At 54.1% G+C, this 14,016-nt stretch carries 10 protein-coding genes and 1 pseudogene; 5 read left to right on the top strand and 6 right to left on the bottom strand.

The window, feature by feature from the left end:
• The coding region (locus AD928_RS09180; RefSeq protein WP_233420023.1) for an efflux RND transporter permease subunit at positions 1-1,893 on the top strand (1,893 nt) is incomplete at its 5' end.
• On the opposite strand, the gene AD928_RS14490 is transcribed toward AD928_RS09180, so the two are convergent.
• On the bottom strand, positions 1,883-2,680 hold the full coding sequence (locus AD928_RS14490) for an IS5 family transposase (RefSeq protein WP_082779839.1): 798 nt from the start codon (positions 2,678-2,680) through the stop codon (positions 1,883-1,885). The two genes, AD928_RS09180 and AD928_RS14490, sit on opposite strands and share 11 nt — an antisense overlap.
• A gap of 38 nt (positions 2,681-2,718) precedes the next feature.
• On the opposite strand from AD928_RS14490, the pseudogene AD928_RS14805 reads away from it, so the two are divergent.
• Together AD928_RS14805 and AD928_RS09195 are read left to right on the top strand one after the other, a co-directional pair.
• Positions 2,719-2,931, top strand: a pseudogene (locus tag AD928_RS14805) (efflux RND transporter permease subunit); the annotation flags it as partial.
• 28 nt (positions 2,932-2,959) lie between these two features.
• Positions 2,960-4,375, top strand: a complete 1,416-nt coding sequence (locus tag AD928_RS09195) for an efflux transporter outer membrane subunit (protein ID WP_233420024.1) — start codon at positions 2,960-2,962, stop codon at positions 4,373-4,375.
• 106 nt (positions 4,376-4,481) lie between these two features.
• Here the strand turns inward: AD928_RS09195 and AD928_RS09200 are convergent, their stop codons facing one another.
• From AD928_RS09200 to AD928_RS15220, 3 genes are all read right to left on the bottom strand, one after another.
• The gene (locus AD928_RS09200) at positions 4,482-6,941 is read right to left on the bottom strand and encodes a TonB-dependent receptor plug domain-containing protein (protein ID WP_062250007.1); all 2,460 of its coding nucleotides are present in this window, start codon (positions 6,939-6,941) and stop codon (positions 4,482-4,484) included.
• 149 nt (positions 6,942-7,090) lie between these two features.
• Complete coding sequence (locus AD928_RS09205; RefSeq protein WP_062250065.1) at positions 7,091-8,383, bottom strand: MFS transporter; 1,293 nt, start codon at positions 8,381-8,383, stop codon at positions 7,091-7,093.
• 41 nt (positions 8,384-8,424) lie between these two features.
• Positions 8,425-9,546, bottom strand: coding sequence for a CMD domain-containing protein (locus tag AD928_RS15220; protein ID WP_233420025.1), 1,122 nt, complete (start codon positions 9,544-9,546; stop codon positions 8,425-8,427).
• A 130-nt stretch (positions 9,547-9,676) separates the two neighbouring features.
• Here AD928_RS15220 and AD928_RS09215 point away from each other — a divergent pair, with 130 nt between their 5' ends.
• Entirely contained in the window at positions 9,677-10,684 is a 1,008-nt protein-coding gene (locus AD928_RS09215; RefSeq protein ID WP_062250009.1) for a LysR family transcriptional regulator, read from the top strand.
• Positions 10,681-12,144 (top strand): NAD(P)-binding domain-containing protein, encoded by a 1,464-nt coding sequence (locus tag AD928_RS09220; protein WP_062250011.1) that lies wholly within the window; start codon positions 10,681-10,683, stop codon positions 12,142-12,144. Before AD928_RS09215 ends, AD928_RS09220 begins: the two co-directional genes overlap by 4 nt.
• Positions 12,145-12,229: 85 nt before the next feature.
• Here AD928_RS09220 and AD928_RS09225 read toward each other — a convergent pair whose 3' ends face one another.
• Both AD928_RS09225 and AD928_RS09230 read right to left on the bottom strand, forming a co-directional pair.
• Positions 12,230-13,183 (bottom strand): FecR/PupR family sigma factor regulator, encoded by a 954-nt coding sequence (locus AD928_RS09225; protein ID WP_082779840.1) that lies wholly within the window; start codon positions 13,181-13,183, stop codon positions 12,230-12,232.
• 46 nt (positions 13,184-13,229) lie between these two features.
• Positions 13,230-13,823 (bottom strand): RNA polymerase sigma factor, encoded by a 594-nt coding sequence (locus tag AD928_RS09230; protein ID WP_167347359.1) that lies wholly within the window; start codon positions 13,821-13,823, stop codon positions 13,230-13,232.
• Between the last annotated feature and the right edge of the window lie 193 nt (positions 13,824-14,016).

Consider the following 14,016-nt stretch of genomic DNA (forward strand, 5'->3'; position numbering starts at 1 on the left):
CCGGCACAAAACCGTTACAAGTCCAAGGCGGTGAATACGTTCCTGATCAAGTTTGTCGTGGCTCTGAGTGTTGTTCTTCTGGTGGCCTTTGTCAGTCTGGGTTGGAAAGCCGGGATTATTGTGGCCTGCTCCGTGCCGCTGACCTTGTCCGGCGTCAGCCTCTACATGGGTATGGAGCACATCGGGCTGGACCGTATCTCGCTTGGCGCACTCATCCTCTCGCTCGGGCTACTGGTGGACGATGCCATTATCAGTATCGAAGCCATGGTTGTGCAGCTGGAACTGGGGCGTAGCCGGGAAGAAGCGGCATCCTTCGCATGGAGCCATACGGCCTTTCCGATGCTGACAGGCACAGTGCTGACGGTCATCAGCTTTCTGCCGGTGGGCCTGGCTCAGTCGACAACAGGTGAATATGCCGGGGAGATTTTCTGGGTGAGTGGCGCGGCGCTGCTCTTCAGCTGGATTGTCGCGGTGGTTTTCATCCCTTTTCTGGGTGTTCATCTTCTCCCTGAGTCCAAAAAGCATAGGTCGGTCTCTTATGAGCATGGGGTGACGACACTCCTGCGCCTTATTCTGGGAACGAGCCTGCGTTACAAGAAAACCGTGGCAGGCGGGACTGTGCTTTTACTGGTCTTGTCATGTGGTGGTTTCCTGTTTGTTGACCAGCAGTTTTTCCCTCAGTCAGATCGCCCGGAAGTGATTGTGGACGTTGCCATGCCACCGGGGACGGGTCTGGGGGAAACCAACAAGGCGGTGCGCATTCTGGAAAAGCGTCTTATGGGGAGCCCTGCGCTGCGGCATATGGAAGCGCATATTGGTGATGGCGCCCCGCGCTTTTATCTTCCCTATGCCCCTGCCACGCCGAGCGCTGCGCACGCCACACTTCTTCTGGTCGCACAGGACCTGACAGCGCGAGAAGACCTTATTCACCAGATTGAAGGGCTGTCTCTTCCCGTCGGCGTGCATCTGCATGTCCAGCGTTTGTCGCTGGGGCCAACGGCGGACTTCCCGGTGCAATATCGCATTGTAGGACCGGACCCGGAGACGTTGCGTTCACTTGCTCAGGAGGTTGATGCCATTTTGCGGGATACCGAGGGGGCCGTTTCCGTGCAGGCAGACTGGGGAAACCGGACACCTAGCCTGACTTTGGATGCTGATGCTGAGAAACTGGCATATTTTGAAACAGATCGCGTCAGCGTCGCCGCACAGCTACAGGCTGCTATTTCCGGAGAAGTTGCCGGCGATATTCCCGATGGTCACCATCATATTCCGGTCCTTGTGCGCGCCTCCCGTGCTGTGCGCGCTGATCCGGGAGTGTGGAGGAACCTTCCCATCGTAACGGGAGCCGCCGTCGTGCCGCTCAGTCAGCTTGGAACTCTAAGGGTGACGAACGATTTTCCCATTCTCTGGCAGAGAAAGGGCGAACTCTGCATGACCGTGCAGTCAGGTGTCGCCACCGGCATCCAGCCCGCGACAGTGGTGGAACGTGCAACCCCAGCGATAGAAGCTCTGCGGAAGAGACTGCCGGCAGGCTACAGACTTGAAACGGGGGGAGACGTCGAGCTTTCCTCTACGGCCGATAATGCGATTTTCGCGTTTCTTCCGCTGACTGGAGGGCTGATGCTGCTGGTTTTGATGATCCAGTTGCAAAGCTTCAGCCGTTCTCTGCTTGTGCTGTTTTCGGCGCCCCTTGGCCTGATTGGGATGGTGTCTGGGTTGCTGATGACCGGTGCTCCATTTGGCTTTGTGGCGTTGCTGGGTCTGATTGCGCTGGCTGGCATGATCATGCGTAATACGATCCTGCTGGTTGACCAGATCCAGTTCAATCACAGCAACAGCGTGTCACTCCACGATGCCATTATTGATGCGACTTTAGGGCCTGTTAGGGCTTGATCCAGTCTGCTGCGGCAGCGATGTGGATGACCGCGAGGAACGACGTTGCTGTTTTTTCATATCTGGTTGCGACAGCGCGCCACTCCTTGAGGCGAGCCCAGAGGTTCTCAACGAGATGCCGACACCGATAGGCCCATTTGGGGCAGGCGACCGGGCCATCGCGTCGTTTCGCGGGAATGGCTGGCCGTGCTCCCATGTCCCATATCCGTTCACGCATGGCGTTCGACGCGTAGCCCTTGTCCGCTACTACCCACAGGGGAGTGGCGGGAAGGCTGTCGAGCATGGCTGGTGCCAGAGGCAGTTCATGAGCCTGTCCAGGGGCCAGCGCAAAACCGAAGGCTTTTCCATGTCCATCAGCGATCACGCAGACTTTTGTGCCATAGCCGCCGCGAGAGCGGCCAAGTGCTTCACGATGGTCTCGCTCTTCAAAAGAGGCCCCTTTTTTTGGGGCTCCCGCCGCCTTGTGGTGAGCCCTGATGTTCGTGCCATCCAGAAAAGTCATTCCGAATGCCACTCCCTGTTGTTCCTGAACCAGTGCGAGCAGCCGCTCCCATACGCCGAGCTTCGCCCAGCGGATGAAAAGCTGCGCAGCCCGCCACCACGGACCCAGTTCAGCGGGGATACTCCGCCATTTCGCGCCATTCTCATGACGCCAGAAAATCGCTGCTATCGTCCGCCGCAGATCATGTGGCGGCGTCTTGCCCCTCGGGCGAACCTCCTCAATCAGAGGTTCCCAGATCGCCCATGTCTCGTCCGTAAAGGTGCCTGTTCTGTCTCCTTCTTCCATCCCTACAATATGGGAAGAAATTCAAGATCTAACAGGCCCTAACGCGTGCACGCCCAGTCTGCCTGACGGCTGTAGCTGCTGTTCTGGCTTTTATTCCCCTCAGCTTCAATGTGTTTTGGGGGCCAATGGCCATTGTCATGATTGGCGGTCTTGTTGGCGGAACGGTGCTGACATTGATTGCTGTGCCGGCATTTTATGCTGTGTTGTTTGACCGTAACGTGTCGGCTCAGGACGTATCCGCTCATGTCTGAAAAGCGCTTTCCTTCTTGCAGAATAGGCATGTTCCTGTTTCCAGCGTTGTTCGCGGTGGCAGGGTGCGCCATGGGGCCAGATTTCGTGCAGCCTAAACCGGTGCTACCGGACCACTGGCAAAATGCAGTGAACAATGCGGCTTCTCAACCTTCCTCTGCGCCGTGGTGGGGGATTTTTAACGATCCCGTGCTGGATAGCCTCATGCGTCGTGCGGAAAACGGCAATCTTGATATGGCGCTGGCGCGTGAGCGGATCAGGACTGCCAGAATACAACGCCGCGCTGCCTCGGCTGAAAGCCTGCCGTCACTAAATGGGCAGGCATCCTATACACATGAGCGCCTTGGAACAGCGGGGGTAGGGCAGGTTTTGCAGCCTCTTTTGGGGCTTTCTCCGGAAGCAGGGTTACACGAACCGGAGGGCGTTTCCTATACGAATTATAGTATTGGCGCGGTTGCGTCATGGGAACTTGACCTTTGGGGGCGGCAGCGCCGCTTGCGGGAAGCAGCAAAGGCGGAATACTCTGCTGTGCAGGCCGATATGGACGCCATGCATCTCTCGACACAGGCAGAACTGGCAAGGACCTATTTCCAATGGCTATGGGTTTCTGATCGTCTGAACAGAGCAGACAAAGCGGTGGACCGTGCGAAGCAGCTCCTCACTATAGCGGAGGCGGTTCGCGCACGGGGACTTCTTGCGAGTGTCGATCTGGAAAAACAGCAAAATTTCTACCAGACGGCTCTCGGTGAAAAAGAGGCTCTTGCCGCGCAACAGGCTTCCCTCCATCGGGCTCTGGCCGTGCTTGCCGCAGGGCGGCCGGATGCGGAAATACCCGAACTGGCAAAGTCCGCAAGCCTTCTTGATATGAAAATTCCAGAAGTTTCTGCTGGAATTCCTTCCGATATGGCCAGAAAACGTCCGGATATTCGGGCGGCAGAGGCCCGCCTTCATGCCGCCACGGCAACGATTGGCATGGCACAGGCCGATTTCTACCCGCAGATTACCCTGACGGGGCAGATCAGCCTTGATGCCCTGACTGTTGCCGAACTGGGGTGGAATGCACGCAATACATCTTTTGGTCCCACGCTTTCACTCCCGATTTTTAATGGCGGGCGGCTGTCTCGCCAGCTTGAACTCCGCCATTCCGAGCAGCGGAGTGCGGGTATATTTTATCAGAGCGTTGTTCTGAATGCGTGGGTCGAAATTGAAAATCTCTTATCCCGCGAGAACGTGTTTAGATCACAGTATAAGAGACAGCGTTCCCTACTTGATAGTGAAAAAACACGTATTGCCGTTCTTCAGAAACGCTATCAGCATGGTGATATTTCACAAGAAGATCTGCTGACGGCCTCTTTTCCTGAAAGTGATAGTGCAGAAAATCTGGCTCGGACACATGCCGAGCTTTTGACCAATCTGGTTGATCTCAAAACAGCAGTGGGGAATTAAGGGCCGTTAACAAAGGCGCTGTAGGGGGAGGGGCACCGGCACCGGCTGCCCACCCTTCTCTGGCGGTCAGCCGGTATTCGTTATCGCGCTGGTGTTGCTTCGCACGTTAGAAATTAAAGGACCCACGCACATAGTAGTAACCGCCCATAAATCCGGACGGAGAATATGTAGCGTATCGGTAAGAGCCTGTTGGGGCAGCAGCCGAGCGGCTTACCTGTGTAGGGTATTTGTTAAACAGGTTGTTGGCGCCGACAGAAACATGCGCACGCTCTGTAATGCCGACATCCAGATTGATATCCGTATTCCATTGCGGGCGAACCTTGGTCCAGGTGGATGAGGGCTGAGACGGGCTGACAATAAATGTCACACTGCCATAACGCTGCTCCTGAATGCTCAGCGTATAACGGCCCTTGTGCCAGACCAGAGACAGTGTTTCCCGGTTCTTGGGAGAGGTATGCAGAAGATCGTTCTGGGAGAATTTATTGTAATAATCCTGTCCGTAAGCAGCCAGAATTTCCGGCGTCTTGCGATAACGGGAAATCTGCGTATCAGCGATATTAACATTAACACCGAACTGCAAGCTGTGGCCCTGCGGCAAATTCAGCAGATAAGTTGCGTTGACATCCCCGCCATTGGTCACGGTGTCAACGGGATTGGTGTAATATTGCACATACCGAACGCCAGAGATGCCAGCGCTTTCCAGCAGTCCTTCAATAGACGCACCACCAAAGTTGGACGTGCTTTCCAGGCGGTCATTAATACCAATGCGGTAAAGATTGGCTGTAATATGGAAGTTATCAACCGGGGTTGCGTCTATCCCTACACTGTAACTGCGTGAATATTCGCCCTTGCGGCCTTCTGCACCCAATAGGCGGGCAATCTGACTGGTAGAAGAGGCGTAGGCAGACTGATACCCCGGCGTGGAGAAAATAGTGCTGTAATACAGTCCCGCGAGGGTCGGTGGTCGATATCCGGTATTGATGTTGGCGCGGATGGCCCAGCGTTTGTTAAAATTGTAGCGTGTGCCGATAGACCCGGTAAACGCCGTGATCGTATCCGAATAGTTTGTGGCATGGCCACCGAGCGTCCATTCCCATTTTTTGGTGGCCCATAAATCAAGATTGATGTGACCATCAAAAATATCACGGTAATGGTTGCCGGCAGCGGAAGGCGGAGTGCCAGAATAGGCTGACGCACCGGGAGCCGCAGCCTGTCCTGCATCAGGGCCGTCGAGAATGGCAACGCCGCCATCACCCCAGGATTGTGTATCGCCCTGCGTCATCTGGAAGGTATCGTGCCGGTATTCTCCCCCCAGTTCCACACCCAGCGGTTTTGCCAGAAGGGCGGAGGGGATATCGCGGGACATTTTGAAACCTGCGGTCAGGTCAGACGCAATATTGGTGCCATTATAGAATTTCGTCTGACTGTTCAGGCCGTAAGTGGGGCTGATGGTATCATACGCGCCATAGCGAAGCTGGTCGCGCCCATACAGCACATAAGCATCCCAGTTCCAGCCATAGAAATCCCGGCCACGAATACCACCGTTGACTTGAAAGTCGTTTTCTTCCGTTGTCAGATGCGGGGAAAATCCGTTGGGAAAAATTGCCCGGACATTTGCATCATTATTGGCTGTGCGGAAAAAGCCGGGAGCATCAACATCCCGGTGACTATAGGTGGTGGTGGTGTAGAGCGAAATTTTATCTGTCAGCGGCAGAGAGCCGTTTGCGCTGAAAAGTTCGGACAGCGAACGGCTGATACCCTGAATACGGTTAACGTCATTCCCGATTTTCTGTTCTCGCGGATCCAGAGAGCCATCGGGCAGGCTGAAATACTTCTGAGTCGTATTTAACCCGGAACGATTAGTGGGCTGCTGATGGGTTATTTGCGTCGCAAGGTCTAGAAAGCCCCCGTGGTGGCCAAGCGCAAAATTATAATCCCCGTAGCCGTCAATGCCGACGCCATCGCCAGCATAGTACCCACTATCCTGCAGGTTGATAGAACCTTTACCCGGCGTGGATTTCAAAACGATATTGACCGCTCCACCAATGGCTTCCTGCCCATACAGGGCTGTTGCGCCATCCATGATAATTTCAACATGGTCGATCGCACTGATGGGAATCAGGCTGATATCTGTGGGCTGAGAGCCCGTGGCAGGTCCAGTATTGAAATTGAAATTTGCTCCCAGATGCCGCCGTTTACCATTCACCAGCACAAGGGTTTCATCCGGCCCCAGATTTCGCAGGATCATCAGTCGGGCCACGTTGTTTGAACCAATGCCGCCTGCCGGGGGGGAGTTAATGGCAGGGGCCATCTGCGCCAGCGCGGCAATAACATTGGTCTGCCCGGTAGCCATGAGTTCCTTGGCAGTCACAACGTCCACATGCGTGGTGCTATGTCGCCGCGTGTTGTTGGAAAGTGCGCCAATACCGGTTGTTACAGCGCCGGAGACCAGAACGGATTCCGGCTCAGCAACCTGTGTTTTTGTTGTGGTGCTGGTCGCTGCGTAAGCTGATCCCGCCAGATCCAGACTGGCAATAACACCAAGAGCAAGGTTTTTCTTCATCATGTGCCATACCAGAAAAAGGGGTGAATCGAATAATTTCTGATTATATGGAATGATTTCAAAACGACAAACAAAAACTCATTAAATTTAGTAAAATAATTATACAACTAAAATATACAGTGAAATATAAAAGGATAGGAAATCTCTTTCTATCAACTTACTCTTTCAGGAAATTTCTCGGAAATTGAGCTAAAAAGCAGGTAGGTTGCAGCAATCAGACCGATGGCAACGCCACACATGACAAAGATAGCAGGAGCCATGGCTTTTCCGCTGATACTGATAAGCCATGTTACGATCAGCTGAGAAAAACCGCCGACTACCAAAACCACCATGTTATTCACAATGGCAAGCATGGTGGTGCGGGACGCAGGAGAGAGAATCTGCGTGATGAGTGTGCAGTAAGATCCGAGAAACATCCCGCTGACAAAAGAAAGACTGACCTGCATGATAATCAGGCGGGTAATGGAAGGGGCGGCCACGAGCCATGCGTAAAGAGGCCAGAGGATAGCAAGGTAGGTCGCAAGGCTTACGAAAATAATGAGCTTCTTGTTTAGAAAATCAGAAAGATATCCGCTGAAAGGAACCACAAGGAGCATGGACGCAGCAGCTGACATCTGCACAAGGTAAGAGCCGGTGAGGGAGAGATGCAGAATTTTTGTCGCGTATGTCACGACATATCCGTAAATAATGTAGAAAGAGACCGTGCTGGCAGTAACCAGTCCCATCCCTGTCAGAATTTCACGCCATTGCGTTGTCAGGCTTTTCATCATGCCTGGGGATTGTGCAGATTTATGTTTGCCCGCAGCGGTGCCTGACATTTTAAGGCGAACTGTCAGGATGAGGGGAATGATGAAGAGGCCAAAAGCAAATGGAAGCCGCCAGGCCCAGGCATGCACCTGTTCCGGCGTGCACCATGTTGTCATCAGATAACCAACGCTGCCGCCGAGAACCTGCGCAATAATCTGGCCCGTAATCTGCCAGGATCCGAAAAAACCTTTACGGCCAGCAGGCGCCATTTCCACCAGAAAGGTCGTGGACGTTGCAAACTCTCCGCCAACGGAAAATCCCTGCAACAGTCTGGCGACGGCAATCATGATCGCGCCTGTTATCCCGGCCTGTTCATAAGTGGGGGCGCAGGTGATAAGGGCTACGGCAACGGCCATTAAGCCCATGCCGAGTGTCATGGCTTCCTGCCTGCTGCGGCGGTCTGCATATAACCCAAGGCAAATGCCGCCTAGCGGACGGGTGAAAAAGCCCACGCCAAACAGGGCCGTAGACATAAGAATAGCTGAGACGCTTCCGGCAGACTTTGGAAAGAACAGTGTGCTGATAATAGGGATCATGTACGAAAAAATGGTAAAATCGTACCATTCCAGCGCATTGCCGCCGATTGATCCGATAATGGCACCCCAGCGTGTTCGGGCTGTATGCGGTCTGTCCGTCATGTCGGTGTCTTTCAAAAACGCCGTTGAGGCAAATGCCATTCTCAGGGGGCTAAGATGGAGTGGCCCAGCGTATGCATCAGGCGATTGGCCCAGCCAAAAATGCCGACGGCGCAAATCAGATCAAAAATTTCCAGATCAGATAGACCGTGGTCTCTTAGAAAGGCGACATCAGAGCACGCAAATGTTCCGGGGGATCGGGTCAGTTTGACAGAAAAATCAAAAATCGGCTGCCAGTATTCATCATTTAGGCAGGCCTCCGGGCCTTCTGCAAAAATGATTTCCACCAGTTCCGGTCTTTTTGTCAGCTGGATAAAGCGCCGGGCATGAACAGAGGCGCAATACAGGCAGTGATTGATGAGAGAGCAGCCCAGCGCACCCATTTCACGGCCTGCGCGAGAAAGGCCATCCCGCCCGTACATAATGGCGTTGAACAAGGGAGAGCGCACGGCAAGGCTTTCCGGGTCATGTGCCAAAGTCAGTACATAATCCGAAATTTTTGTATTAGAGGGCGTGATTTTCATTGCGGCCCGCTGTTCTTCGGTTGCGTCTTCCAGTCGCACGGGCTGAAGGTAGGGGACCCATTCCAGTGGTTCGGCTGTAAAGCCGACGCTCTCCGAACCGATAACTGCTTCAGGTTCAGCCGTCTGTGCAGGGGGCAATGTGCCTGCCATGGCCTGCATACCAAGCGTGATGCGAGCCAGATAGCAAACGCAAGCAATCAATTCAGCCAGATGTACTATTTCCGCATCCGTCAGTCCGGCATTTCGGAGGCTCAGAATATCGGCGCGGGTTGCGTCTTTTGGGCGCAGCGTGACGAGGTCTGCATACTGGGTAAGGGCTGCCAGAAATACATCCTGCTCTGAAGCGGCTTCTTCATGCGCCAGCGCAGTCAGGGCAGGGGGCGGCGCAAGCGTTTCCAACGCTTCTAGGTAAACAGAGGCCAGTGTGGGTGCGCAAGACTGGCGTGCCATACGGGCGGCCAGAGCCGTGCGGATGCTGTGTGTGAGGCGACCCGGCTTCTGCGGAGAAACGACAGTAGCGTTCGCCTGTGCGCTCATGCTCAGAATATCAGAGCGCATCCTTACGACGTCGGCCAGCTCATTTCTTTGAGCCCCGGTGCGCGCAGATGCCGCAATGGCAGACAGGAATGACGAGATATGCATGCAGAAGCGGGTCCATAATCGTTTCTATTCCGCACGATATTGATCCTGATTGCGCATAGCAAGAAGATTATCATTCATTTTCCAAATTCTTTCTTGCTGGCCGTTCGCTGCGCGCATACAGTCCTGAGTCATGAAAACTGATCTTCCGGATCTCAAACAGCTAGAAGCCTTCTGTGCAGTGGTCGCCGTAGGCAGTCTGACGGGGGCTGCGCGTCTTCTGGAGCGCTCGCAACCGGCCATGACGCGGCTTATTCAGGATCTGGAAGCATCCCTCGGCTTTGCGCTGTTTCATCGTAATGGGCCGCGCATTGTGCCCACAGAGCAGGGGATGCAGTTTCATGTGGATGCCGAGAGGCTTCTGGCGAATGTCCGCCGTCTGCATGAACGCGTGGAAGCCATTGCGCAAAATCAGACCGCGTCCTTTGAGATTGCCGCAATTCCCGCGCTGGCTACTGGGTTAATCCCCTATGCGCTGGCGCAACTGCCTGCCAATCTTCTGCCGGACGCGATCCATGTTCAGTCAGTCAGTGCTGAACAGGTTGTGCAGTCTGTTATGGAGCGCCGGGCAGATCTGGGCGCGGCGAGCTTTCCGGTCAGTCATCCGGAACTCGATGTGTTGTGGGTGGGGCAGTCCCGTTGCGTGGCTGTGCTGGATCGTGCAGATCCGCTGGTGTCCTGTCCGGTTGTAAGGCTGGCGGATCTGGTTTCCCGCAGACTGGTGACAATTGCTAACCCGTATCGCCTTCGCAACCGCGTGGAAAAAGCGTTTTTGAAAATAGGCGCTTTCCCTGCGTCCATTATTGACACGAACACCAGTGTCACGGCTCTGGCCATGGTGCGGGCCCAGCTGGGGGTTGCTATTGTAGAGCCAGCCACAGCGTGCGGCCTGCTGTTGCAGGATACGGTGGTCAGGCCGCTGGATACGGCTATTCCTTTCTTTTTTGGCATTGTGAAGGCCTCCGGTCGTCCGCTTACGCCGGGTCTGGAGGCCGTCGTGGATGCTTTGCGCACAGCATCCGCGGCACAATTACCAGACTTTGTGCTGCATGAACGTGTCAGCGCTGAAATTACGGAAGAGGCCCTGCATGGTCTGGGTGGCCCTTCCTCATCCCCATTGCCCGGAGACTGGCAGGTATGACGCTTTCCTCCCCCTCTGAATTACCCGGCGGCCTTGAAAAGCTTGAGGAACGGCTGAAGCAGGATCTGTCCTGGCTGGAACTGCCGGCGAAAAGCTGGGTGCCGGAACGGTGTGTCGACAATCGCACTGTGCGCGATGTGGTTATTATCGGTGGGGGGATGGCAGGGCTGACAGCGTCCGGCATGCTGACGCGCTATGGGGTGCGAAATCATGTTGTGTATGATCGCGCTCCCGCAGGGCGTGAAGGGCCATGGGTGACATATGCCCGCATGGAAACCTTACGTTCCCCCAAAACGCTGACTGGCCCCTGCCTTGGTCTGCCTGCGCTAACCTTCCGTGCATGGTATGAGTCCCGCTTTGGTGTGGATGCCTGGGCAGAGTTAGGCTTTATCCCGCGCGAAATGTGGATGGAATATCTTCGCTGGTTTAGAAAGGTTCTCGATCTTCCTGTTGAAAACGAGACAGAGCTTCTGGATATCCGCTATCGGGACGATGGTCTTCTGGATCTTCTCCTGCGCCAGCAGGGGCGGGAAGAAAGTGTTCTGGCGCGGCACCTTGTGCTGGCCACCGGCCGCGATGGTCTGGGTGGCGGCTATATGCCGGAAATTTTCAAAGCCTTGCCGCCGGCGTTCCGTGCGCACTCGGAAGATGCGATTGATTTTGAAGCACTCCGGGGCCGCAGAGTGACTGTTATTGGGGCTGGCGCCTCTGCAATGGATAATGCAGCCGCCGCACTTGAGGCCGGAGCAGCCCGTGTGGATATGCTGATACGCCGGAAGGATATTCCGCGGATTAACAAGTTTACGGGCATTGGGAGTCAGGGCGTTGTTCACGGTTTTCAGGCGTTGCCTGATGCGTGGAAATGGCGTTTTCTGGATTATACCCTTGCGGCACAAACACCGCCGCCACGGCCCAGCACCTTGCGTGTTTCAAAACACCCTAATGCGTTTTTCCATCTTGGTTGCCCGGTGGAGGCTGTTGCGGTGGAGGGCGATCATCTGCGTGTGACAACGCCTCGCGGCGTGTTTGAAACAGATTTCCTTATCGCGGCGACGGGCTTTGCGGTTGATATTGGCCAGAGACCGGAACTAAAATCAATCGCACCGAGCATTCGCTTCTGGAAAGATCGCTTTACGCCTGCACCGGAAGATAATCCTTCGGGCTGTCTGAATCCTGAACTGGAATTTTCCCCCGATCTGGGGCCAGCGTTTGAGTTTCAGCCGAAAGACGGCGTTGTGTGTCCGGCGCTAGAAAAAATTCACTGCTTCTGTTTCCCGGCAACGCTTTCCCATGGAAAGGTGAGTGGGGATATTCCGGCTATTAGTGACGGCGCAGACAGACTGGCTAAGGGGATTGTCAGCAGCTTGTTTGTTGAAGATCGGGCTATTCATTATAGCAACCTGGAGCAGTTCAACACGCCAGAGTTGCAGGGAGATGAATGGCAGGATGTTGGGTGCTGAGCGAGCTTAGCTTTTTGACTATGACCATCTGCTTATCGGCAGGTGGTCGGGGAGTGTCTGCTCCTTATCCACTAGGAAAAGGCAATCAAACATAAAACACTATTTTCCCTTTTTCGTATTTTGTTTTGCATCCAAGCAAAAATGAGACTGCCTGCGCAAAATCCTTTATTTTCAATAAATCAAAGCTGCCTGAAATTTTGCGTTGGTTCAGACTGTTGCTGGAAATCAGACATTGTGTGTCGGAATACTGATTGAATTCCTCGACAGCGACCTGAAGTGTGGAATTATTTAAAATAATCTGCCCGTTGCGCCATGCTTGCTGCACGAGTGATGCATCTCGGGTGAGTGGATGGCTTTTAATAAGCTCTGAACTATCACTTTTTGTCTTGGAAAAATGGAAAACCTGCGGAGATGTGATGGCGTGGTGTTGTGCCTCCCTAAGCCAGTTCATCGTTCCGGCATAGAGAGACAGAATAATGGTCTGCCCCTGTAATTTAATATCAAAATTAGCGTTTTTTCCAGCAAGCTTTAACGCGCCTGCGGAAATCCACGTTTGATTGCGCCGGATCTCCATCCCAATACGCCCATCGGCAACCTGCATGATATTTTTTGTTTTTGATGACGAGAAATAGGCGCCTGAGCGCGCGTCTACGGTGACGCGATTGCCGTTCCAGACATACTGTTGAGGTGCCTGTCGCCCCCTATGGCGCATAACAAAATGGTCATGCATTTTTTCCGGCATGCATAGGCCGACCAATCCTGCAGCAACTGCCGACCCCATAAACAGTCGGCGGGTGGTGGCTGGAGTCGAACGATGAGCGGTCGATCGTTCGTTCTGTGCAGTAGTTCTATAGTTTAGAGCCTGATAAACACTTTTTGCCTGTACGTAAGCGCCAAGGTTGCGGGCATCGGCGTTGAGCCATGCTGCAAGGTCCTGCTGTTCGCTTGGAGAGAGGTCTCGAGCATCAGCGAGAGCAACCCAGTGCGTTGCGTCTGTCTGGCGCGTCTTGCCGTCTGCTACGGGAGAAGAATACAGCAAGGCACTCTCATTCTATTATCAAGAGGATCATGCAAAGCAAAATACGTTACTCGAGGCTTTGCCCGGCTTCTATCAGCCTCTGCAGGCCGCGGCTAACGTGTCGCTCAACCGCCCGTAGTGAAAGGCCGAGTTTCTGGGCGATCGTGGCATGACTGTAATTGTAGATTTTCCGAAGAATAAAAACATCCTTGCAGGGACTGGGGAGTGTCATCATCTGCTCTTTAAGCCAGTCAAGCCGCTGACGAGAGGAGAAATTCTGCTCCGGGTTCGGCTGGCTATCCGCCACGTTATGCGCTTCCAGACCTAAACTTGTATCAATATAAACAATTTTTGCGCGTCTGGCGTGTTCAAAAACCAGATTTCGGGCGCAGGAGAAAAAGTAAGCCCGACCGTTCTGGATCTCCTGATAGGGCGCTGAACAGAAGCGGGCGTAACACTCCTGAATAATGTCATCTGCCGTCATGCCGGGCAGAGTTGTCCGGTTGAGCCAGCCCCGTATTGCGGGTTCATACGGCATGACGTTCTGCGTGATCCATGTCATGCGGTCTGCATCCGGGAGGAGGGGCAGTGCATCACACTGTGGTGATGAGAGATCGTGCGTGCTGTGCTCACCTGTATCACAATCTAGGGATGCATCCATGAGCATGAGGCCGTCTTACCATCAGGGGAGGGGCGGGTGTGGGAGTGACTTACACCGCGCTCAGGGGCTAAAGCAAGTTGACCGGGGGTTCCGGAGAACGTGTTGTAACACGCTGTTCCAAAACGAATTTTGGTTTCGCCGGAAAGGAAAGTTTCCTTTCGTCATAAAACCTTAACAGAATTTCTGGCCTCCA

It is taken from the genome of Acetobacter cerevisiae, from assembly GCF_001580535.1.
Lineage (GTDB): Bacteria > Pseudomonadota > Alphaproteobacteria > Acetobacterales > Acetobacteraceae > Acetobacter > Acetobacter cerevisiae.